This is a genomic window from Gemmatimonadetes bacterium SCN 70-22, assembly GCA_001724275.1.
Lineage (GTDB): Bacteria > Gemmatimonadota > Gemmatimonadetes > Gemmatimonadales > Gemmatimonadaceae > SCN-70-22.
The window spans coordinates 90,409-112,580 of the sequence record MEDZ01000015.1; the positions used below are offsets into that span (position 1 = coordinate 90,409).

The following is a 22,172-nucleotide window of genomic DNA, read 5'->3' on the forward strand; positions in this document are numbered from 1 at the left end:
CCGCGAGGTGCCTCGCTGGCCCTTCGTCCAATGGCAGGACATCAGACTTTGGATCTGAGAATGGTGGTTCGAATCCACCAGGGCCAATCGGGACCCCGACGGGCCGAGGCGGTGACACGGTGGGGCTCGCGGCGCGGCGTTGCCGCGCTGCACTCCCGTCTCCCCACTCCCGTCTCCCGTCCGCTGTTCGTTGACACAACTTTCAGTCCCCACTAGGCTTAAAGGCTCTACGGCAATGGACCATCTGCCCGGCGTGCTCCGCGGTTTCAAGCTGATCTCGGGAAACGCCAACAGAGGGCTCGCGGAGGAGATCGCGCGCAGCCTCGGGGTCGACCTCGCAAAGGTGACGGCCACGAAGTTCGCGGACGGCGAGATCTTCGTGCGAATCGATGAGAACATCCGCGGTGCGGATGTCTTCATCGTCCAGCCGACCAACCCGCCGGCGAACAACATCATGGAGCTCTTGCTCCTGATCGATGCCGCCCGGCGGGCGTCGGCGGCGCGCATCACGTGCGTGATGCCGTACTACGGGTACTCGCGGCAGGACCGAAAGGACCAGCCTCGCGTCGCGATCGGCGCCAAGCTCATGGCGAACATGATCGAGAAGGCGGGGGCCGACCGGGTACTCGGGCTGGACTTTCACCAGCACCAGCTGCAAGGGTTCTTCGACAAGCCCGTCGATCACCTGTATGCGGCCCCGGTCCTGGTGAATCACTTCAAGAAGAAGCAGCTGAAGGACCTGGTGATCGTGGCGCCCGATGTGGGCTCCGCGAAGATGGCGCGAGGATTCGGCAAGCGGCTCAACGCCACCCTCGCGATCATCGACAAGCGGCGTCCGTCGGCCAACGTCTCCGAAGTCGTGAACGTGGTCGGCGATGTCGAGGGGAAGGATTGCATCATCCCCGACGACATGATCGACACCGCCGGTACGGTTTCCGAGGCGACGCGCGCCCTCAAGGCGCTCGGCGCCAAGGACATATATGTGTGCGCCACGCATGCGCTCCTCTCCGGCCCCGCCGTGGAGCGCCTGAAGAACGCACCGATCGCCGAAGTGGTGGTCACCGACTCGATCGCGCTCGATCCGGCCAAGATGTTCGACCGGCTCACCGTGCTCTCGGTCGGCGACCTGCTGGCCAAGGCGATCCGCTTCACCCACAGCGAGCAGTCGGTGAGCTCCCTGTTCGACTGAAATTGCACTCCCGTCCCCCGTCTCCCGTCTCCCGTCTGGTCTTATGGCTACCGCATCTCTCTCCGCCTCGGCGCGCTCTGGTGTTGGCAAGGGTGTCGCCCGCTCGTTGCGCCGTGACGGCCGCGTCCCCGCCGTCATCTACGGCCATGCGCGCGCACCGCAGTCCCTCTCGGTGGACGCGCGTGAGCTCAGCCGCCTCCTCGAGCACGTCTCGGCCGAGACGACGGTGATCGAGCTGGCCATCGACGGCACGACCTCGCGCACGCTCATCCGCGACATCCAGCGCCATCCGGTCAAGCGGGCCATCATCCACGTCGACTTCCAGGAACTCGTCGCGGGCGAACTGGTCATCGTCAACGTCCCGATCGTCCTCACGGGCACGTCGGTCGGCGTGCGCTTGAACGGCGGGATCCTCACGCAGGTGATGTCCGACCTCCCCTGCCGCGTCGACCCGGCGAACATCCCGAACCGCATCGAGGTCGATGTGACGAACATCAACGTCGGTGGCTCGGTCCACGTCGGCGAGCTGAACGTCCCGGCGGGGGTCGAGGTCCTCTCGGAGTCGCGCGACACGGTCCTGACCGTCAGCGCCTCGCGGGCGGGCGAGGAGACGGCGGCGGCCGAGGGGACGTCGGCTGAGCCCGAAGTCATCCGGAAGGCGAAGGCCGAGGAAGAGGGCGAGGCCAAGAAGTAGTCGGCCGGCCGCTCCAGGCTGTGAAGGTCATCGTCGGCCTCGGGAACCCGGGGCGGAAGTACGAGGGGACGCGTCACAACGTCGGCTGGTGGGCGCTCGACCACCTCGCCGACGTTTGGCATTTCGACCGCTGGCGCAGCGACGGAGAATCCGTCGTGGCCGACGGGCGGCTCGGCGACATGCGCGTGCGCCTCGTCAAGCCACAGACCTACATGAACCTCTCCGGCGCCGCCCTCCGGCCGTACACGCGACGGCTCGGCTGGTCGGGGCTGCAGGACCTCCTCGTGCTCGTGGACGAGGTGGCGATCCCCCTGGGGACGTTCCGCCTGCGCGCCTCCGGGAGCGCGGGCGGGCACAACGGCCTCAAGTCGATCGAGGCGACGTTAGGCACGCGGGACTATGCCCGCCTGCGCATCGGCATCGCCCCGGTCGATGAACACCGCCAGGTCGGCGACCTGGCAGATTTCGTGCTGGACAGGTTCGGCCAGGAGGAGCGCGCCGTCGTCATGGCGCTCCTCCCCCGGATCACCGACGCCGTGGAGTGCTGGGCCCGCGACGGGATCCAGAACGCCATGAACCTGCACAATCGGAAAGCTGACCCTTAGCCGACACTACTTCTTCCCCATGACCGTCAACTTCGTCACCATCGCCCTCGCCATCGGCCTCGTGGGCCTCGCCGCCGCCTACGCGAAGCATCGCGGCGTGATGAGCCACGCGCCGGGGTCCGCGCGGATGCAGCAACTGTCCGACGACATCCACACGGGGGCGATGGCCTTCCTGCGGCGCATGTACTACGTGGTCATCCCGTTCCTGATCGTGGTCGGCGCCCTGCTGGCCGTCGCGCTGACGTGGCGGGCGGGCGCCGCCTACGTCGCGGGGGGGATCTGCTCCATCCTCGCCGGCTTCTTCGGGATGCATGCCGCCACGCGCGCCAACGTGCGCACCAGCGAGGCGGCGCGGGCCAGCGGGCAGGCCCAGGCGCTGCGCGTCGCCTTCGGCGGTGGCTCCGTGATGGGGCTCGCGGTGGCTGGCCTGGGACTGGCCGGCCTTGGCGCCGTGACGCTCTGGCTGCACAGCTACCTGGCGCCGGGCGGGAGCGCCCGTGAATTCGCCGAGATCATCTCCGGCTTCGCCATGGGGGCCAGCTCCATCGCCCTCTTCGCGCGCGTCGGCGGCGGGATCTACACCAAGGCCGCCGACGTCGGCGCCGACCTGGTGGGGAAGGTCGAAGCCGGGATCCCCGAGGACGACCCGCGCAATCCCGCGACCATCGCCGACAACGTCGGCGACAACGTCGGCGACGTGGCGGGCCTCGGCGCCGACATCTTCGAGAGCTACGTGGGCTCGGTGATCGCAACCATCGCCATCGCGTCGACGTCGACCGCACTCGCGGCCGAGTCGGTGTCCACGGCGATCCTCCTGCCGATCGGCTACATCACCGCGGGCCTGCTGGCCTCCCTGGTCGCCATCTTCTCGATGCGCGCGCTCGCCAAGGGGAACCCGGCCAATGCGCTCCGCACGGCGACGTTCATCGCCGCGGGGCTCTTCCTCGTGCTCGCGTTCTTCCTGACGCAGTCCATGCCGCTGACGATGACCCGGCCCGACGGGAGCCTCTTCCCGGCCATGGGGCCGTTCTGGGCGGTGCTGGCCGGAACGGTGTCGGGGACGCTCATCGGCGCGGTGACCGAGTATTACACGGCGGGCGCCCCGATCAATCGCATCGCCCAGGCGAGTCACACCGGCCCCGCGACCAACATCATCGCCGGGTTGGCCATCGGGATGGAGAGCGCCATCGCTCCGGTGCTCCTCATCTGCGGTGCGACGTACCTGTCGTATGAAGCGGCGGGGCTCTACGGCGTCGCCATCGCCGCGGTCGGCATGCTCGCGACGGTCGGCGTCATCATGTCCGTCGACGCCTACGGCCCGATTGCCGACAACGCCGGCGGGATCACGGAGATGTGCGGGCTGGGCGCCGACGTCCGGAAGATCACCGACGGGCTCGACGCGTTAGGCAACACGACCGCGGCCATCGGCAAGGGCTTCGCGATCGGGAGCGCCGCGCTGACCGCGCTCGCGCTCTTCAGCGCCTATGCCTCGGCCGTCGGCCTGGGGGCCACCGGGTTGAACCTCATCGACCCGATGGTCGTCATCGGGCTGTTCCTCGGCGGCGTGATGCCGTTCTTCGTCGGGGCGCAGACCATGACCGCCGTCGGCCGCGCGGCCCAGGGAATGGTGCAGGAGGTACGCCGCCAGTTCCGCGAGATTCCCGGGCTCCTGGACGGCACCGGGCACCCGGACTCGGCGCGCTGCGTGGACATCTCCACGCGAGCGGCCCTGCGCGAGATGGTCGTGCCGGGCGTCGTGTCGGTCCTCGTCCCGGTGGTCGTCGGCAAGTTCCTCGGCATCCACGCCCTCGGCGGCCTGCTGGGCGGTGCCACGGTGACCGGGGTGATGATGGCCCTCTTCATGGCCAACGCCGGCGGCGCGTGGGACAACGCCAAGAAGTACATCGAGCAGGGCGGCCACGGCGGCAAGGGGTCGGACGAGCACAAGGCCGCCGTGGTGGGTGACACGGTCGGCGACCCGTTCAAGGACACGAGCGGCCCGGCCATGAACATCCTCATCAAGTTGATGAGCGTGGTGTCGCTGGTATTGGCACCGTGGTTTATCGCGTAGGAGACGGGTGACGGGAGTGGGGAGACGGGACGTGTCAGCGCGACTTCGTCGCGCTGACACTCCTTGCCCTCATCTTCCGTCCTCGGAGCTCCGCCTGCGCCACCTTGCGCTGCACGGTGCGCCGCCGGATGGTGGCCCGCAGGGCGACTAGCATTCGGCACACCTCGTCGGTGCGAGCCTCGAGCTTGGCGTGGTCGCTCCGGGCGATCGCGCCAAGGTCGGCAGCAAGCAGGAGGAGGTAATCGACCTCACGTGCAGAGCCGATGGCAATTTCGAGAAACCGGCAGAATTGCTCCGCCGTGTCGCGACCCGCTCCCTCGGCGACGTTCGCCGGAATGGAAGTGACCGCTCGCCGCAGCTGGCTCGCGAGGCCCGGAAACCGGGCAGGTGAAACGCCGTCTGTCAGCTGGTAGGTCGCCAGCGCCAAATCGTGCGCCTTGCGCCAGACCGAGAGCCTTCGGAAGGGATGCATGGCACCAAAGGTGATCGACGCCGTGTCCCATCGGTCATCCCGATATCGCTCCCCGGTACGTTTCGTTGCGGCACGCGGTTGCACCTCGCACACTCCCGTCTCCCCTCTCTCGACTCCCGTCTCCACCCCATGTTACGCCTCGGCATCGTCGGCCTCCCCAACGTCGGCAAGTCCACCCTCTTCAACGCCCTCACCTCGGCTGCGGCGCAGGCGTCGAACTACCCGTTCTGCACCGTCGAGCCGAACGTCGGCATGGTGGAGGTCCCCGACGATCGCCTCGCCGGGCTGGCGTCGGTCGTGCGCCCCAAGCGCACCCTGCCGGCCGTGGTACAGTTCGTCGACATCGCCGGTCTCGTGAAGGGGGCGTCGCAGGGCGAGGGGCTGGGGAACAAGTTCCTCACCAACATTCGCGAGACCGACGCCATCGTCCACGTGGTGCGTTGTTTCGACGACCCCGACGTCACCCATGTCATGGGCAGCGTCGATCCGGTGCGCGATCGCGAAGTGATCGAGTTCGAGCTGGCGCTATCGGACCTCGGCGTGGTCGAGAAGCGGCTGGACAAGGTGCAGCGGGCCGCCCGCACCGGGGAGAAGGAGGCGCAAGCCGAGCTCCCCGTTCTCGAGGCGGCCTACGAGCTCCTCAAGGAGGGGAAGGCCCTGTGGGAAGGGACGCTCTCCCCCGAACAGAAGGCGGTGCTCGCCCCCCTCAACCTCCTGACCGCCAAGCCGGTGCTCTACGCCGCCAACGTCACCGAGGAGGAGTTGCACGGAGACGAGGGGAAGCATGTCACGGCGCTGCGCCAGGCGATCGCGGCCAGTGCCGAACAGGCGCAGGTGGTCCCCTTCTCCGCCAAGATCGAGGCGGAGCTGGCGGAGCTCCCGCCCGAGGAGCGCAAGGAGTTCCTCGCCTCGCTCGGCCTGGAATCGGCGGGGCTGGACCGCCTCATCCGCGCTGGCTATCACCTGCTGGGACTGCAGACCTACTTCACCGCAGGCGAGCAGGAGGTCCGCGCCTGGACGATCCATGATGGCGACACGGCCCCCAGGGCCGCGGGGGTGATCCACTCGGACTTCGAGCGCGGGTTCATTCGCGCCGAGACGGTCTCGTACGAGGAGTTCGTACGGCTGGGAGGGTGGAAGGAGGCGCGAGAGAAGGGAGCCGTGCGCAGCGAAGGGAAGGAGTACGTCGTGAAGGACGGCGACGTGATGCTCTTCCGATTCAACGTCTAGCCCCCCGGCGTCGGTCGCACGTTCAGCCACTGCTCGATCCGGGGGCGGATGTACCAGACTCGCGGGGCGTCCTTGGCGCTCCCGGGCAGCCGTATGTCGTGAGGGACCAGGTAGATGGCGGCTACACCAGGAGGAAACCGGGGCGAGAGCAGCTCCGTCCCGACGCCTGCCCGCACGAGCAGGGCGAATGGCTCGCGAACGGCGCTGACGGCGAACCCCGGCGGCACCGGCGACGCCAGTCGCTGCACCAGATATCGTGTGGTGCTATCGATGGTCTCCTGCCGCCTGGCGTGACGCTGCAAGGCGAGCATGGAGCCGTCGAACTGTGACAGCTCTCCCCTCGACGACCGAAACAGCGCCGACAAGACGCGCACGCTGCGGAAGTACCCTTGCGACGCTTGCTCGTAACCCGGCTCGCGGATGACCACACGGTTCGAGATCCCGCGGAGGAGCGTCACCGGTTGCAGGTGTGGCGGCCATGAGAGCGCGAGTGCCACCACGGCCGCGAGCGCCGTCGCCATCCGCCATCCCTTCCCCCCGAAACGCTCGACGCCCCGCAGGTGGACGGCGACAGGAAGGAGCATGGCGGGTATGTAGTAGTGCAGCTGGGTGGCGGCCTGGACGTAGAAGGCGACGAAATAGACCGCCGTGAGCGCCGTCAGCGCCGCGGCGACCCGATCCCTCCCGCTCCACCACCAGACGGCGACTGCGGGGAGGATCCCTCCCGGAACGATCACGTAGAGGAGGCGGCGCACGTCGGTGATCTGGAGGGCGCCGTAGTACCGCACCAGCGAGGCGAGCGAGTGCTCCCGTCCCGGGGAGGGGAGCCCGACGGCTGCGAGCAGCGACGGGACCAATCGCTGCGCGAGGAGGAAGGTCGCAAGGGTGGCCATGGTCGCGACCAGCACCCTGCGGTGGAGCGGGCGCAACGCAACCGCCGCGATCGCCAGCCACATCAGGGCCAGCTGGATCCCACTCGGCAGCCCGAAGAGCGAAAGGAGGAGGGCTGGCACGAGGAGTTCCACCTTCGACTCCAGGAACCCGACGAGGAAGGCGAGGATGGTTACCACGAAGAGGGTGTCCTGCGACGAAGGCAGCGCGATGTCTGCCGTGTAGGCATCGTAGGTTGCGCTGTACGCCACGGTAACCGCGTAGACGACGGCGATAGCCAGGCCGGGAGGAAGATGCCCCGATCGGGCGTTGCCGGTCTGCGCACCGCGGCGAGGGCAACCAGGGCGAACGGCACGAGTGCGAGGTAGAGCAGGAAGGGGATGCGCACGGCCGAGTCCACTGCCCCGAGCAGGTACATGTGCCACGCCGCCGGATACAGGAAGGCGAAGGTGTTGAGCCCAGGCCAGGACGACATGGCGTCGACCCACTGGCGCCCCCAGAAGGGGGTACCGTTGACGACCAGATTCCGCGCCGTCTCGAACATGTGTTCCCCATCGGGCGACGGATCCTGCCATGCGAGACGAGGGCCGAACAGGAGTGCCAGTGCGAACACCCCCGCGGACGTCACGACCAGCTGCCACCGGCTCCCTCGTCCCCACATCCACTCCGCGGCCGGGCCCGTGCGTCGCGCGCGGGCGCGCCCAATTCCGTAGGCCGCCCCCCAGACCAGGATGACGACGCCCCGGAAGCCGACTCCTCCCGGGGCAAGTCCGGCGCCCCGGACCAGATGCGTGACGACGCCCCACACGGGAATCCCGACGCACAGCGCGAGCAGCATCACCACGGCGAGCGACGACACACGCTTCCAGCTCCCCAGCAGGAGCACTCCGGGAAGGAGGAAGGTCCAGACCGCCCCGACGGCGACCAGTGCGAGCGCCACCCACGCGAAGGCGAGGGAGAGTGGCGAGGCGGTTGGGCGGGAGACCGCATCGAGCGGGTGGTGACGTTCGAGCCACTCCGGGACCCCCGCCAGGATGAGCGCCGGCACTGCCCCGACGACCAATGCCAGGGTCAAACGGTCGGTCGCGTGTCGGGGGGAAAATGCTTCGGTCGTGGAAGCGCCCTCACCCCTCGTCGACGTTCCCGGCTCTCCTGCGATCTCTTCCCCCATCCTCCCCTCCCCAGCGCTGTCGATCAACGGGGTACCGCTCCCCAGTCCTCCGCTGCGATCCCGCAGGGCGCCGCCCAACCTCCATCGACGGCGAGCGGGGCGTGGCGACGCCGTCGTTCCGGCGCCCACGTCACCCTCGCCGCGCGTGTCGCCCCTCTCCCCTCGCGTGGGGAGATCCCGTCGCTGCTCCACGAGCCCGCTCCCCCGAACTCAGGGGCGACTCCCTCAACCGTGAGGTTTGGCTCGCCCCCCTGACATGCGTCGACAGACAATCATCTCCGCATCACGCCGGAACGCTGTCAGGTGTCGGGGAATCTTCGAGCGGGTGTTCCTGCACGTGACCGACGGCATTGATCCCACACCCGATGGATCCCACACCGACTAGTCCCGTGGCTCCATCGGCTCGAGCACGCGCGCGTCGTCCGCGCCCGGATTGTTGACGCGAAGCGAGATGGGATAGGCCTCCAGCCACTCGCTGGGGCACGGCTGCATCAGGTCGCGCAGTGCCGGGGCCGGGGTCCGTGCGTCGAGCCAGGCGTCGTACGCCTCGGGGCCGATGATCACGGGCATCCGGTCGTGAATCCCTGCCATCAGGGCATTCGGATCGGTGGTGAGGATCGTGGCGCTCACGATCCCGTCCGCTCCCTCCGGGGGGCGCCAGTATTCCCATAGCCCTGCCATGGCGAACGGTTCACCGTCGCGGGCGCGCACCGCATACGGCTGCTTCCGCTTCTGCCCGGTGACGACCTGCCACTCGAAGAAGACATCGGCGGGGATCAGGCAGCGCCGGCTCCGGATCGCACTTCGGAAGGCGGGCTTCTCGAAGGCCGTGTCGGCGCGGGCGTTCGCCATCCGCGCCCCGATCTCCGGATCGCGGGCCCAGGATGGAATCAGCCCCCACCGCGCGAGATCGGCCACCCGGTCCCCGTCACGCTCGCGCACCACGAGGATCTGGCTCCCCGGGGCGATATTGAAGCGCGGGACGAGCGGGACCGGCTCGCCGATGCCAAAGCGCTGGAGATCGAGACGCTCGGGGCGGGTCAGACCGAATCGGCCGCACATGCCGTGAATGTAACCCCCGTAATCCCTTGGTATTCAAGGAGAAGACCGCTAGTTTCCGCAGACAATTCGCCGGCGCCACGATTGGCGCCCTGCCCCTCCCCCTGTTTCCGGCAACCAACGGGGGGCGGTTCACGACCAAAGGGAGGATTGCCGACCGTGTCTCGCCAGTACGAGGCGGTATACATCTTCGACTCGACGCTCGAAGATGCCGCCATCCAGGAAAAACTCGCCAAGCACCACGCCCTTCTTGCGACGACCGAGGAGATCACGGTCGACCACTGGGGGCGGCGCCAGCTCGCGTACAAGATCGGGCGACGTGAGACGGGATACTACATCCTGGCCCGATTCGCCACCGATCCCCGCGCGCTCCCCGAGTTCGAGCGTGCCCTCAAGCTGGACGATGGCGTCATCCGCTACCTGATCACCCTGTACGAGCACGAGCTGGGCGCTCCCCCGGTCTCCGAGGAAGATGCTGCCCTGGCCCGCCGCCGCGACGACGACGACGAGGAGGAGGAGTAAGCCATGCGACGCCAGACGAAGACCTGCCCCTTCTGCGAAGGGCGCGTGCATTATGTGGATTTCAAGGACGACCGGACGCTCGGCCGCTTCATCACCGATCACGGAAAGATCCTCCCGAGCCGGCTGAGCGGCGTTTGTGCGCGGCACCAGCGCCAGCTGGCCACCGCGATCAAGCGGGCGCGCTACCTCGCGCTGATCCCGTACCAGCGCGGGCACGTCGGCGCCTAACGAGCTCCGGACCGCGGGAGGCCGTATCGCAACCCCCACCACCCCGGCGGCGCTCCCAGTGGGCGCCGCCTCTCGGCGGGAGCACGGATGGCGTCGCGTCATCCTCGTGCTCCTGCTGGCCTTGGCCGTGCCGATGGTGGCGATCCTCCGCCTGGTCGTCCCGATCGAGCAGACGATCGTCCTCATCGCGCCGGCGATGGCGGCGTGCGCCTTGCTCGGGTGGATGGCGGAGGGGCGTGCCTGGCTCGCCGCGATCTGGATGGGGCTCGCCATCTGGATCCTGTCGACCGAGCACCCTGCGGCGGGGGCGTTCGACGTTCTCGCCCGCGGCTGGGCCACCATGCTCGCGGCCTCGTTCGGAATCGTGAGCGCGGCAACGCCGGGTCGCCCGTTCTTCTCCCGCGCCTTGTCGGCCACAGCCCTCAGCTTCGCCGTCGGGGTGCTGGTGCTGATGGGGACGAGGGCCTCACCGTCGACCGCGGCCCGGCGCGTCTCCGATGAGCTGGGACGCCGGCTCGCGGCCTCGGAAGCCGAGTGGGAGGCGCGCGAGCAGTCGGCGGAGTGGAAGGAGCTGGCGCAGCGCTATCCGGCGGCGGCGGCGATGGTGGGAGAGGGAGAGTCGCAGCTTCGCGGCATCCCGCCGGTGACGGAACGGCTTTTCCCTGCCCTCCTTGCCCTGGAGTCGCTGGCGGCGCTGGGATTGGCGTGGTCGCTCTACCACCGCGCCAGCCGAACCCGCATCGGTCCCCCACTCCGACCGCTGCGGGAGTTCCGCTTCAACGACCAGCTGATCTGGGGGGTCGTGCTGGGGGTGACACTCATGGTGGTCCCCACGCTGCAGGAGGCGCGGGGGATTGGGCTCAACCTGGTGGCCTTCTTCGGCGCACTGTACGCCCTACGGGGATTGGGCGTGCTGGACTGGTTCCTTGCACCGCGCGGCTTCGTGCGGATGCTGTTCTTCATCGCGATATTCCTTGCCTGGCCAGTGGTCAGCGTCTTTTCGCTGGGGCTCGGACTGGGTGATACGTGGATCGACTGGCGCGGGCGCGCTCGCCCCGCCGCATAACGAGTGGAGCTGACCATGGAAGTCATCCTGCGACAGGCTGTCGAGAACCTCGGGAACCCCGGCGACCTGGTGAAGGTCTCCTCGGGGTTTGCCCGCAACTATCTCCTCCCCCGCGGCGTCGCCGTCGCGGCGACGGAGGGCAACAAGAAGCGCATCGCCCAGGAGAAGGCCCGCCTCGAGGCCGCCGAAGCGGCGCGCCGCCAGACCGCCGCGGAATACGCCGCCACGCTCGAGCAGGTATCGCTCACCTTCTCGGCGCGCGTCGGCGAGGAGGGGAAGCTCTTCGGATCGGTGACGGCGGCCGACATCGCCACGCAGCTGGAGGCGCAGGGGCACCGCGTGGAGAAGCGCCAGATCGACCTGCACGAGCCCATCAAGGCGCTCGGCGTCTACCGCGTCCCGATCAAGTTGCACGCGGACGTGAAGCCCGAGATCAAGGTCTGGGTGATCAAGCAGTAGAGAGGCGGGAGAAAGGAACAGGGAGTGCAAACGGCGCCGCGTGGCGCCGTTTGTCGTTCTCGGGCGCGAGCGCCCGCAATGCCGGGCGACGCCCTCGAGCCCGTCCGCGGCCCCCCGTCCGCGGCCCCTCGTCCGCCCACAGCTGTCTCCCGTCTCCCGTCTCCCGTCTCCCGTCTCGCATCGTCAGGGAGTCGCATCGCCCACGTGTCGCACCTGCGCGGGGGGCGTTAAGCTTTGGAGGGCAAACAGGCCCGACGACGGGCGTGGCACCGACGGGAACATTTCCCGAAGCCCGTCGCTAGAACAGTGACCGATTCCCTCCCCCCCGCATGGCGACTGCAGCCCCAGCGACGACGAGCAGCAAGGCCCTGGCCCTGCGCATTGCCGCACTCTGCCAGGAGTTCAAGGCCACCGATGTCACGATCCTCTCGTTGAAGGGGGTGAGCGACATGACCGACTACTTCGTGATCGCCAGCGGATCGTCGGACACGCATGTGCGCAGCACGGCGCAGCGGGTGGAGGATGAGCTGAAGGGCGACGGGATCCGCCCGGCGCATGAGGAGGGGATGCAGCAGGGGCGGTGGGTGATCCTGGATTACGTCGACGTGGTGTTCCACGTGTTCCACCCGGCATTGCGCAGCTACTACCAATTGGAACGGCTCTGGGCCGACGCCGCGGTCGTCCCGGTCACGCCGCAAGGAGCATCCGCATGAGCGCGCGTCAGTGGGTCGTGGCGGCCGTTCTGGCCGCCACGGCGCCGATGGGGGTGGCCGAGGGGCAGATGTACTTCGGCCAGAACCAGGTCCAGTTCGACAAGTTCCGGTGGAAGGTGCTCGAGACGGAGCACTTCCTGGTGCACTACTACCCGGAAGAACAGGACATCATCACCGACGCCGCGCGCATGGCCGAGCGGTCGTACGGTCGCCTGTCGCGGATGCTCAATCATCAGTTCCGCGAGAAGAAGCCGCTCATCCTGTTCCGTTCGCGCACGGATTTCGGCCAGAACAACGTCACGGGCGATCTGGGCGAGGGGACGGGGGGCGTCACCGAGGCGTTGCGCCACCGCATCCTCCTCCCCTTCACGGGCGATTTCAGGAGCTTCGAGCACGTGCTGGCGCACGAGCTCGTGCACGCGTTCCAGTACGACATCTTCGCCCGAGGGCGGGCCGGGGGCGGGCTGCAGACGCTGCAGCAGGTGCAACCGCCGCTCTGGTTCATGGAAGGGATGGCGGAGTACCTCTCGCTGGGCCCCAACCACATCCTCACACAGTCGTGGGTACGCGACGCCTCGCTCAACGGGAACCTGCCGACCATCGAGCAGATGACCATGCGTCCGGACATCTTCTTCCCGTACCGCTACGGCGAAGCGCTGTGGGAGTACGTGGGCAAGCGGTGGGGGGACGACGTGATCGGGGAGATCATGAATGCCGTCCCGAACGTGGGAATCGAGCGGTCCTTCAAGCGCGAGCTCGGGCTCTCGCTCGAGGAGCTCAGCGACGAGTGGCGCGAAGCGATGCAGGTGAAGCACCTCCCGCAGGTGGCCAACCTCGACCGCGCCCGCAAGTTCGCCGAACCGCTCCTGAACGCGCGCAAGTCGGGCGGGTTCTCGCAGCTGTTCATCGCCCCCTCCTTCTCGAGCGACGGCAAGTACATCGCCTTCATCTCACAGGGGTCGTTCCTGCGTGGCGAGGTCTTTCCCGACCTCTGGCTGGGCGACGGCGAGACCGGGAAACGCATCAAGCGCCTGGTGAAGTCGACACTCGATCCCGACTTCGAGGAGCTGCGCCTGCTCTACTCGCAGAGCGCGTTCTCTCCCGACGGTCGGCAGCTCGCCTTCACGGCGCAGAAGAACGGCAAGGATGTCCTGTACCTGATGGATGTGCGCCGCCGAAAGGTGACACACGCGTTCGACAAGTTCCCGCTCGACGTGGTGATGTCGCCGGCGTGGAGCCCGGATGGCAAGCAGATCGTCTTCCAGGGCTACAACAGTGGCATCAACGACCTGTTCATCGTCGAGCTGGCCACCGGAAAGCTCCGCCAGCTGACGAACGACAAGTTCGCGGAGATGCAGCCGCAGTGGTCGCCTGACGGTCGCACCATCGCCTTCGCGACCGATCGCGGCCCCGACGCCAACCTGGAGCTGCTGAAGTTCGACCTGTGGCGCATCGCGACCCTCGACCTCGCGACGTCGCGCATCGACCTCATTCCGGGCCAGGACGGGTTGAACCTCAACCCGATGTGGGCCCCGGATGGCAAGTCGCTGGCCTTCGTGAGCGACCGGACGGGGATCCAGAACATCTTCCTGTACGATTTCGACGCCAAGGAGCACTACCAGCTGACGAACGTGATCGGCGCCGTCAGCGCGATCACGGAGTACTCACCCGCCATCACGTGGGCCCGGCAGGCCGATCGCCTCGCGTTCACGTATTACGAGAAGGGCGACTACACCGTCTGGTCGGTGGCCAACCCGCGGCGCCTCAAGGGGCAGCCGTACCGGCCGCCCACCCCGCAGGCGGTGGTCGCGGCGGCCCCCTCGGCCAGCGCGCAAGGCGCCGGTTCGCGGGTGGCAAACCCGGGACAGCAGGGGCGCGACACGCTGCGCGCCATCGCGGGCGCGACGCGCGCGGGCGATTCCACGCGCACCGACGATCGCGCGGCCTCGCTCTATCGCTCGGCGACCGGCCTTCGCGAGTCGGCCGAGGCGCCGGCGGCGCGCGAGCGGTCGGGGAACGCGCCCGTCTCGGTGGCGCAGATGCTCGACAGCGCCGCCCTGGCGTTGCCGGACACGACGCACTTCCGGACGTACGACTATCGTCCGGGGCTGCAGCCGGAGTACATCTCGCGCCCCAGCATCGGCTACGCCCAGGACAATTTCGGACGCGGAATCTTCGGCGGCACGGCCATCATCCTCGGCGACATGCTGGGGAACAATCGCCTCGCCCTGGCGGGACAGGTGAACGGGCGCCTGAGCGAGGCGTATTTCTACGGCGCGTACACCAACCTGGCGAACCGCAACCAGTACACGACCGGCGTCTCGCAAACGCCGTACTTCTTCCTCAACGGCTTCAACGAGGCGCCACTGGGCGATGGCACGTATCGCTCCATCCAGACGCTGGAGATCGCGCGCTTCATCTTCCGGCAGGGCTTCGCCATCGCGATGCGCCCGAGCAACCGCTTCACGCGCTTCGAATACGGGCTCAACGCGAACAACGTGTCGCGTTCGATCGCCTTCGTGCGGCGCGGCGTGGACTACAGCATGGGGTACGCCACGGAGTTCGTCACCGACTCGGTGGCCGACCTGGGGAGCCTGAGCTACGTGGCGCCGTACGTGGCGTATGTCTCGGACAACACGCTCTTCGGCTACACGGGTGCCATCTCCGGCCGGCGCTATCGCTTCCAGGTCGAACCGTCGATCGGCGGACTGCAGTGGACGGAGTACACGGCCGACTACCGTCGCTATGTCCCCATCCTGTTCAACTTCCTGACGTTCGCCTGGCGCTTCCAGTCGAGCCTCGCCGTGGGGCCGGATGAGGAGGCGGTATCGCGCAAGTACATCGGGCGCCCGGATTTCGTCCGCGGCTACGATCGCGAGCAGTTCGCCTCGCAGTTCTGCGGAGGGGTGGTCAACGACCAGTCCTCGTGCTCGGCCACGGAGCTCCTCGGTACCCGCGTCGCGTTCTCGAATGTCGAGCTGCGCTTCCCGCTGGTCCGGCGATTCGACCTCGGGCTCCTGCCGATCTCGCTCCCGCCGGTGGACGGCCTGTTCTTCTACGACGCCGGCGTGGCGTGGTCGCGTGGCCAGAACGTCTCGCTCCGTCGCCCGGACAACTACGACCAGGGGACGAATCGTTACGTCCTGCGCTCGTACGGGGCCGGCATCCGGCTCAACCTGTTCGGCTTCGCGCTCCTGCGGTGGGACTACGCCATTCCGCTGGATCGTCCCCAGAAGAAGGGGTACTGGATGTGGACGCTGGGGCAGTCGTTCTAGGGGGGCGGAAGACAGGAAGACAGGAAGACAGGAAGACAGGAAGACAGGAAGACGGGAAGACGAAGGGGGCGCGGCGAAGCCGCGCCCCTTTCTCGTCCACCGACGTGCCGTGCCCTGGATCACCTCACCGGGGGGATCCAGCGACGCTGGGGTGCCAATCGCTCGTTCCCCGTCTCCCGTCTCGCGCGCTTCCCGCCTACTTTTGTCCTGTGCGAGCACTCGCGATCGCGGCGCTGGCGCTCATGGTGTGCGCATGTGGTCGCAAGGAACGCGACGCTGCGCCTGGAGCGACCGGCGCCCTCCCCTCCTCCGGCCCCGATCCCATCGTCGTGCGGATTCCGCGCGAAGGTGGCGTCGCTCGTGCCTATCGCTATCCAAACCTCGATTCGCTGATCTGGCGGGCCCAGCAGCCCACCCCGGCGCTCGAGCGCATCCTCGCCTTCGACGCCGAGAACGGGGTGCTCGCGTACCTCAATGGCGAAGGCGGCGTTGGGTGGCTCGACCTGCGCCTCGGTTCGGTGCGCACCACGGGGAAGGCACGGTTGGCATCCATCGCCTCGGCCGACGGCTGGTCGATCTTCGGGGTGGGCAAGGGGAACGCCGTCGTCCGCCTGACCCCAAGTGGCGACTGGGAGCTCGCCGCCGGCGGCGCCGTGCGCGCGCTCTTTCCGTTGCCCGATGGCGCGCTCGTCTTCCTGGCCGACCGCGGAGAGCGGAGCGTCCTCTTCCGGGTCCGTCCACCGGACGCTGCGTTGGACGATTCCGTGGAGGTTCCACGCCCCGATCGCGCCGTCGTCACGCCAATGGGCGACCGGCTGTATCTGGGGGTGAAGCGCAACCTGCTGAGCGTGCGGGCACAGGCGTTCGGCGGAGTGGCACAGACAAAGGCGGACGACGAGATCGTCGCGATCGCACCGACGCCGAGCGGCGACCGCGTGTTCATTGCCAACAAGGGAAGCGAGGACCTCGAGGTCCTCAACCGCTACACCGACAAGGTGGAGGCGGGCGTCACGCTTCCGGGGCGCGCGAGCGAGCTCCGCATGGATCCGCTCGGCCGCTACCTGCTGGCGCGCCCGGCAACGGGCGACTCTGCCTGGGTGGTGGCCATCGCCACCGACGAGCTCGTGGGGACCGTGCGGACGGCGTGGCGGAGCGACCTCCCGGCAGTCGCGGTCGACGGGCTGGTCGCCACGGTCCAGGGCGACGACGTCGTCCTGGTCGACGCCACCGGGGGACGCAAGGCGCTCCGTGCCGCGGGGGGGGCGAAGGAGCTGTGGTACTTCACGCTCTGGAACGGGCTGCGCCCGCGCGCGCGCGGGCTCGATGTCGCGGTCTCGTTCTCGTTAGGCGATTCGGCCGTGGCGCGGGCGGACTCCGCGCCGCAGCCGGCGGCACCCACCGACCCCCGGGGCGCCCCCGTGCCCTCGCCCGACACGATGCCGGCGGCCGCCAGCGAGCGACCGGCGGTCCCGCCCCCGCCGCCCGCGGCGCGCGACGGGTGGACCGTCTCCTTCGCCGCCGTCCTCTCCGAGCCGCGGGCCAGGGAGCTCGCCGCGGGCATCGCCGTCGACGGCCAGCATCCGCGCGTCATTCGGGGCGAGACCGCGGGTACGGTGGTGTACCGCGTGGTCTTCGGCCCCTACAGCTCGAAGGCGGAGGCCGAGCGCGTGGGACGGGCCTCGAAGCAGAACTACTGGGTGTACGAGGGGATCCCCTGACCGACCTCGACGTGCGCGAATACGAGGCGATGTGGGAGGCGGCCGGCGGGCGCGTGAGTGGCGCCATGGCGGGTCGTGCCGCGGTCGCCGTCCTGGGCGACGACCCCGCCGCCACGGCCGCCGTGTCGTTAGGCATCGCGCGTGCGCACGCCCTCACGCGACGCGTCTACCTCCTCGACCTCCTGGGCGACGGCCAGGGCGTGGCGCCGCGCGCCCCCGACGAGGAGTATCCCGGTGTCAGCGACATGGTGCGCTACGGGGTGTCGCTCGCCCGCGCCGCGCGCCTCCGCCCGGAGAGCCCCAACCTGTTCGTCGTCCCCGGCGGCGCCGAGTCGCCCCTCGCACCGGACATCCTCACCGATCGGTGGTGGGGCGTCGCGGCGGAGCAGGCGCGACGCGCCAATGCCCTCCTGTTGGTGGCCGCCCCGTCGCTGGTCCCGGCCATCGGAGGCCTCGTGCGCCGGCTCGACGGCGTCGTCCTCGTGGGCGAGGCGCATTCGCCGCTCCCGCAGGTGAACGTGCTGGCGGAGGTGCGCACCGCTCCCGCGATGCGGACCCCCGCCGCTCCGGCGCGAACGATCCCGGCAGCGCCGCCCCCGGCTGCCCCGGGGTCCAGATGGCGCCTCCCGGCGGCACTGGCCGCTGCGGCCATCATCCTCGTGACGATCCTCACCGCGCCGCGCTGGAGCGCATATCTCGGTGCGGGAGGCGCACGCCGGGATCGGATGCTCGCCGACACGCAGCTCCCTCCGCTTCCGCCTCCCGTCGCCCCTGCCGCGCGGGCCGACAACGAGGCCGCCTTCAGCGTGGAGCTGCTGTTCACCAATTCCAGCCAGGACGCCCTCGAGTACCTTGCCTCGTCGGCCGACTCGCTCCCGGCGGCGACATTTTCCCTCGTCGCGGTGGGGGCGGAGGGAGACACGTGGTATCGGCTGGTGGCGGGCGCCTTCCCGGATAGCGGCGCGGCCAGCGCATACCTCGCCGCGCTCCGCCAGCGCGGCCGGTTGGCCACTGGCGCCGGGACCATCGCTCGCACACCGTTCGCACTCCTGCTGGACTCCGCCTCGTCCGATCCCCTCGCGCGGCTGCGCGTGGCGGCATACCGTGGGCGGGGAATCCCGGCGTACGTCCTTCGCGATTCCGCGCAGGTGTGGCGCGTCTATGCCGGCGCCTTCGCAACCGAATTCGATGCGCAGCTGCTCAAGCAGCAGCTCGATAGCCAGAACATTCAGTCGGCCCTCGTGATGCGGGCCGGGAGTACTCCGTAGGTGCGCCTCACCAAGCTCCAGATGCAAGGCTTCAAGTCGTTCGCCGACACGACGACGATGACGTTCGACTCCGGCGTCACCGCCATCGTCGGCCCCAACGGCTGCGGCAAGTCCAACGTCTCCGACGCGGTCCGGTGGGTGCTCGGCGAGCAGCGGGCGCGCATGCTGCGCGGCGCGAAGATGGAGGAGGTCATCTTCCAGGGATCGTCCGCGCGTCGTGCGGTGAGCCTGGCCGAGGTGTCGCTCTTCTTCGAGAACGAGGACGGGGGCCTCCCGGTCGCCTTCAAGGAGGTCGTCATCACACGGCGGCTGTCGCGCTCGGGCGAGAGCGAGTACCTGCTGAACGGGGCGTCGTGCCGCCTGCGCGACATCCACGACATGCTGCGCGGCACGGGGCTGGGGGCCGACTCGGGGATCGTGATCGAGTCCAAGATGATCGACGCCCTCCTCTCCGACCGCCCCGACGACCGGCGGGAACTGTTCGAGGAGGCCGCGGGGGTCGGGCTGTATCGCGACCGGCGGCGCAGCACCGAGCGGCGGTTGGAAGAGACCGCGGTCGACCTGTCGCGCCTCGACGACCTGCTCGGCGAGGTGCAGAGCCAGGTGCGCTCGCTGGCGCGTCAGCGCAAGCGCGCCGAACGCCACGCCGAGCTGACGGCGCGCCGCTTCTCGGTCGAACTGACGCTGGCGTCGCGCGAGATGGCGGCGTGGCGCGAGGAGCTGGCGCAGCTGGAGGTCACGGTGGCGGCGCTGCGCGAGCAGGCGCCGGGTGATGACGCCCGCGTGGTGGCCGCCGAGGGCGCGCGCGACGCGGCGCACGAGGCGCGCGCCGCGGCCGAGGCGAGCCGCAACGAGCTGGCGCGCCTCACACAGCTGCAACAACAGCACGTGCAGGAGCTGCGCGCCGAGATCGCCGTCGCGGTCGAGCGGCAACGCAACGCCCTCGAGCGTCGCCAGCGCGCCGAAGAGGAGCGGCGCGAGGGCGAGGCCTTCGGGGAGCGGCTCAACGCCGATCGCGTGCGTGCCCGGGAAGAGCTGACCTCGCTCGAGGGCGAGGTCGAGCAGTCGCGCGAGTCGCTGGCGGTGCATGCCCGCGACGAGGAAGCGGCCCGCGCGGCCGTGACGGCCGCCCGCTCGGCGGTGGAGGCGGCCGAGCGCACGGTGCGCGAGCTGCGCGAGCAGCAGCGTCGCCTCGACCTCGATCGCGAGAGCGCGCAGCGCGAGACGGCGGAGCTGGAGCAGCGAAGCGCGGCACTCGAGATCGAGCGGCAGCAGCTGGTCGATGCCGCCACCGTCCTGGCCCGCGAGATCGAGGGAGCCGACGAGGCGATCGAGGTGGCGCGTGTGAGCGTCGCCACCGCGGTCGCGGCGCTCGAGGAGGCGCGGGCCGCAGCGCGGGCCGCGCGCGAGCGCGACGCCGCCGCGCGGGCCGAGCTGGGGCGCGCGGAAGACACCTACGTCGCGCTCGAGGGGAAGGTGAACGCCCTGGAGGGGCTGGAGCGCGAACGCGTCGGCCTCGCCCCGGCGGCCGCCCGTCTCCTGCGCGAGCGCGATCGCTTCGGCGAGGGGGCGGTGCTGGGACCGATCTCCGACTTCCTCTCGACGTCGGCGTCGTCGGCTGTGCTGGTCGAGCGCTACCTGGGGATGACGGTGCATGCCGTCATCGTTCGCGACCATGCGGCAGCGGAGGCGGTGCGCAGCTGGCACGCGAGTGCCAACCCCGGCCCCCTGCTCCTCCTCCCGCTCGACGCGATGCCATCGCCGAGCGGAGGCGAGGCGGGCGACCTGTTGAATCAGGTCGAGGCGGCCGAGCCCGCGGCGGGGTGGGTGCGAAGCCTGCTCGATCGCGTGCGGGCGCTGGACGATGGATCCGGCTTCGTGGATGGCCGCGGTGCCGTCTGGCTCCCCGGTACCACGGCCGGGCCGGGCCCCCTGCGTCGCCGCGCCGAGCTGTCGGGGCTTCGGTCCGAGCTGCTGGCGGCCGGCGCCGGCCGCCAGCTCGCCGCCGCAGCAGCCGAGGAAGCGCGGCGCGCGCTCACCGAGGCCGACGCGGCGGTGGCGATGGCCACCGAGGCGGCGAACCTGGCCAATGGCGAGGACCGGCGCGCCAACGACCACCGGGCGGAGCTGGAGCGTCGGCGGCTGCGCGGCATGCGCGAACTGGAGAATGCCGAAGGGCTGGCCAGCCGGCTCGCCACGCGGCAGGACGAACTGCGGTCCCGGCTGGCCTCGATCGAGGTGCGGACCGCGGAGCTGCAGGAGTCGTTAGGCTCGCACGGGGTCGACAGCGAGGCGCTGCGCGTCCAGGCCGCCGAGACGGAGCGTGCGCTCGAGGCGGCGCGCGAACATCGCACCAACGGGCAGGTGGCGCTCGCGCAGGCGCAGGCGCGCATGCAGGTGGCCACCGACCGCGTGCACCGCCTGGAGCAGGAGCATGAGAACGCCTCGACGCGCCTGGCCTCGCTGCAGCACGAGCTGTCGACCCTGGCCGACTCGGACCGCTCGCTCGCCGAGCAGATGGCGAACTGGCAGGGTGACCTCGACGCGCGTGTGGCGACGCTCACCGACGTGGAGTCGCGCCTGGCGGAGGCGGAGCGGCACGTGCGCGACGCCAATGCGTCGCTCAGCACCGCCGATCACGCCCTCGACCAGGCCCGCCGCGAGGCGCACGAACGCGAGTCGGCGCTGCACCACGCCGAGCTGCGTTTCGCCGAGCTGTCGGGGCGGCGCACGGCGATCCGGGAGCGCCTCGAGACCGAATGGAGGCGCCCGCTCGAGGACCTCCTGGCGAGCTTCGAGGCGGTGGAGGTCGACGACACCGCGCTCCGCACCGAGGCGGAACAGCTGCGCACCGAGCTGGAGAAGCTGGGCCCCGTCAATCCCCTCGCCGTCGAGGAGCACGAGGAAGAAGTGAAGCGCCTCGACTTCCTCACGGGACAGCGGAACGACCTGGCCGAGGCCAAGAACAAGTTGCAGCTGGCCATCCGCGAGATCGACACCACCGCACGCGAGCTCTTCCTCACCACCTTCACCCAGGTGCGCGAGAATTTCCGCCAGATCTTCATGACGCTGTTCGGCGGCGGCGAGTGCGACCTGCGGCTGGAAAACCCGGAGATGCCGCTGGACTGCGACATCGAGATCCATGCGAGCCCGCGGGGAAAGCGCACGCAGCGCATCCACCTCCTGTCGAGTGGCGAGCGGGCGCTGGTCGCGCTGTCGCTGCTCTTCGGCATCTTCCTCACGAAGCCCTCACCCTTCTGCCTGCTGGACGAGGTGGACGCCCCGCTCGACGACGCCAACATCGGGCGCTACGTGCGGATGCTGAACCAGTTCAAGGAGAACACACAGTTCATCGTGATCACGCACAACCCGCGCACCACCACCGAGGCGGCCGACGCGGTGTACGGCGTGACGATGCAGGAGCCGGGCGTCTCGTCGCTGGTGAGCGTGCGGATGCGCGGCAACACGGTGGACGAGGTGACGCCTCCCGAGATGGCCCCCGAGGGCGAAGTCGCTGGCGCCCCTGCCTGACGAGTCGCCC

The 22,172-nt window shown here is 69.4% G+C and carries 18 protein-coding genes and 1 tRNA gene; 15 read left to right on the plus strand and 4 right to left on the minus strand.

Going from position 1 to position 22,172, the window contains the following annotated elements; translation table 11 throughout:
• Nucleotides 1-16 precede the first annotated feature (16 nt).
• From ABS52_09440 to ABS52_09460, 5 genes are all read left to right on the plus strand, one after another.
• Nucleotides 17-87 (plus strand) — tRNA-Gln (locus ABS52_09440).
• Between the two features lie 148 nt (nucleotides 88-235).
• Complete coding sequence (locus tag ABS52_09445) at nucleotides 236-1,189, plus strand: ribose-phosphate pyrophosphokinase (protein ID ODT03419.1); 954 nt, start codon at nucleotides 236-238, stop codon at nucleotides 1,187-1,189.
• 43 nt (nucleotides 1,190-1,232) lie between these two features.
• The gene (locus ABS52_09450) at nucleotides 1,233-1,883 is read left to right on the plus strand and encodes a hypothetical protein (protein ODT03420.1); all 651 of its coding nucleotides are present in this window, start codon (nucleotides 1,233-1,235) and stop codon (nucleotides 1,881-1,883) included.
• Between the two features lie 20 nt (nucleotides 1,884-1,903).
• Nucleotides 1,904-2,488, plus strand: coding sequence for an aminoacyl-tRNA hydrolase (locus tag ABS52_09455; protein ID ODT03421.1), 585 nt, complete (start codon nucleotides 1,904-1,906; stop codon nucleotides 2,486-2,488).
• A gap of 19 nt (nucleotides 2,489-2,507) precedes the next feature.
• A complete protein-coding gene (locus ABS52_09460) occupies nucleotides 2,508-4,559 on the plus strand; it encodes a sodium-translocating pyrophosphatase (protein ODT03422.1) in 2,052 nt (683 codons plus the stop codon).
• Nucleotides 4,560-4,593: 34 nt separating this feature from the next.
• Here ABS52_09460 and ABS52_09465 read toward each other — a convergent pair whose 3' ends face one another.
• Complete coding sequence (locus ABS52_09465) at nucleotides 4,594-5,031, minus strand: hypothetical protein (GenBank protein ID ODT03423.1); 438 nt, start codon at nucleotides 5,029-5,031, stop codon at nucleotides 4,594-4,596.
• Between the two features lie 129 nt (nucleotides 5,032-5,160).
• On the opposite strand from ABS52_09465, the gene ABS52_09470 reads away from it, so the two are divergent.
• A complete protein-coding gene (locus tag ABS52_09470) occupies nucleotides 5,161-6,261 on the plus strand; it encodes a redox-regulated ATPase YchF (protein ID ODT03424.1) in 1,101 nt (366 codons plus the stop codon).
• On the opposite strand, the gene ABS52_09475 is transcribed toward ABS52_09470, so the two are convergent.
• The 3 genes from ABS52_09475 to ABS52_09485 all read right to left on the minus strand — a co-directional run bounded on the left by ABS52_09475 (nucleotide 6,258) and on the right by ABS52_09485 (nucleotide 9,385).
• Nucleotides 6,258-7,331, minus strand: coding sequence for a hypothetical protein (locus ABS52_09475; GenBank protein ODT03425.1), 1,074 nt, complete (start codon nucleotides 7,329-7,331; stop codon nucleotides 6,258-6,260). The two genes, ABS52_09470 and ABS52_09475, sit on opposite strands and share 4 nt — an antisense overlap.
• A complete protein-coding gene (locus ABS52_09480) occupies nucleotides 7,325-8,215 on the minus strand; it encodes a hypothetical protein (protein ODT03426.1) in 891 nt (296 codons plus the stop codon). Before ABS52_09480 ends, ABS52_09475 begins: the two co-directional genes overlap by 7 nt.
• Nucleotides 8,216-8,704: 489 nt before the next feature.
• Nucleotides 8,705-9,385, minus strand: coding sequence for a hypothetical protein (locus ABS52_09485; protein ODT03427.1), 681 nt, complete (start codon nucleotides 9,383-9,385; stop codon nucleotides 8,705-8,707).
• Between the two features lie 147 nt (nucleotides 9,386-9,532).
• Between ABS52_09485 and ABS52_09490 the strand changes: the two genes are divergently transcribed.
• The 9 genes from ABS52_09490 (at nucleotide 9,533) to ABS52_09530 (ending at nucleotide 22,162) form a co-directional block, all read left to right on the plus strand.
• Nucleotides 9,533-9,904, plus strand: a complete 372-nt coding sequence (locus ABS52_09490) for a 30S ribosomal protein S6 (protein ODT03428.1) — start codon at nucleotides 9,533-9,535, stop codon at nucleotides 9,902-9,904.
• A 3-nt stretch (nucleotides 9,905-9,907) separates the two neighbouring features.
• Nucleotides 9,908-10,132 (plus strand): 30S ribosomal protein S18, encoded by a 225-nt coding sequence (locus ABS52_09495; protein ID ODT03429.1) that lies wholly within the window; start codon nucleotides 9,908-9,910, stop codon nucleotides 10,130-10,132.
• Between the two features lie 58 nt (nucleotides 10,133-10,190).
• The gene (locus tag ABS52_09500) at nucleotides 10,191-11,198 is read left to right on the plus strand and encodes a hypothetical protein (GenBank protein ID ODT03430.1); all 1,008 of its coding nucleotides are present in this window, start codon (nucleotides 10,191-10,193) and stop codon (nucleotides 11,196-11,198) included.
• Nucleotides 11,199-11,213: 15 nt separating this feature from the next.
• Nucleotides 11,214-11,657: a 50S ribosomal protein L9 gene (locus ABS52_09505; GenBank protein ID ODT03483.1), complete on the plus strand. Its 444-nt coding sequence runs from the start codon at nucleotides 11,214-11,216 to the stop codon at nucleotides 11,655-11,657.
• Nucleotides 11,658-11,986: 329 nt separating this feature from the next.
• On the plus strand, nucleotides 11,987-12,370 hold the full coding sequence (locus ABS52_09510; GenBank protein ODT03431.1) for a ribosome silencing factor: 384 nt from the start codon (nucleotides 11,987-11,989) through the stop codon (nucleotides 12,368-12,370).
• Nucleotides 12,367-15,645, plus strand: a complete 3,279-nt coding sequence (locus tag ABS52_09515) for a hypothetical protein (GenBank protein ODT03432.1) — start codon at nucleotides 12,367-12,369, stop codon at nucleotides 15,643-15,645. Before ABS52_09510 ends, ABS52_09515 begins: the two co-directional genes overlap by 4 nt.
• 209 nt (nucleotides 15,646-15,854) lie before the next feature.
• The gene (locus ABS52_09520) at nucleotides 15,855-17,363 is read left to right on the plus strand and encodes a hypothetical protein (protein ODT03433.1); all 1,509 of its coding nucleotides are present in this window, start codon (nucleotides 15,855-15,857) and stop codon (nucleotides 17,361-17,363) included.
• 11 nt (nucleotides 17,364-17,374) lie between these two features.
• Nucleotides 17,375-18,631, plus strand: a complete 1,257-nt coding sequence (locus ABS52_09525) for a hypothetical protein (GenBank protein ODT03434.1) — start codon at nucleotides 17,375-17,377, stop codon at nucleotides 18,629-18,631.
• On the plus strand, nucleotides 18,632-22,162 hold the full coding sequence (locus tag ABS52_09530) for a chromosome segregation protein SMC (GenBank protein ODT03435.1): 3,531 nt from the start codon (nucleotides 18,632-18,634) through the stop codon (nucleotides 22,160-22,162). It abuts the gene before it with no gap.
• The last annotated feature ends 10 nt before the right edge of the window (nucleotides 22,163-22,172 follow it).

Excerpts from the sequence above, each read along its gene's own strand:
- ABS52_09450 (ODT03420.1), top strand. The coding sequence starts at position 1,233 with ATGGCTACCGCATCTCTCTCCGCCTCGGCGCGCTCTGGTGTTGGCAAG.
- ABS52_09485 (ODT03427.1), bottom strand. The coding sequence starts at position 9,385 with ATGTGCGGCCGATTCGGTCTGACCCGCCCCGAGCGTCTCGATCTCCAG.
- ABS52_09470 (ODT03424.1), top strand. The coding sequence starts at position 5,161 with ATGTTACGCCTCGGCATCGTCGGCCTCCCCAACGTCGGCAAGTCCACC.
- ABS52_09495 (ODT03429.1), top strand. The coding sequence starts at position 9,908 with ATGCGACGCCAGACGAAGACCTGCCCCTTCTGCGAAGGGCGCGTGCAT.
- ABS52_09510 (ODT03431.1), top strand. The coding sequence starts at position 11,987 with ATGGCGACTGCAGCCCCAGCGACGACGAGCAGCAAGGCCCTGGCCCTG.
- ABS52_09515 (ODT03432.1), top strand. The coding sequence starts at position 12,367 with ATGAGCGCGCGTCAGTGGGTCGTGGCGGCCGTTCTGGCCGCCACGGCG.
- ABS52_09465 (ODT03423.1), bottom strand. The coding sequence starts at position 5,031 with ATGCATCCCTTCCGAAGGCTCTCGGTCTGGCGCAAGGCGCACGATTTG.
- ABS52_09460 (ODT03422.1), top strand. The coding sequence starts at position 2,508 with ATGACCGTCAACTTCGTCACCATCGCCCTCGCCATCGGCCTCGTGGGC.
- ABS52_09505 (ODT03483.1), top strand. The coding sequence starts at position 11,214 with ATGGAAGTCATCCTGCGACAGGCTGTCGAGAACCTCGGGAACCCCGGC.
- ABS52_09445 (ODT03419.1), top strand. The coding sequence starts at position 236 with ATGGACCATCTGCCCGGCGTGCTCCGCGGTTTCAAGCTGATCTCGGGA.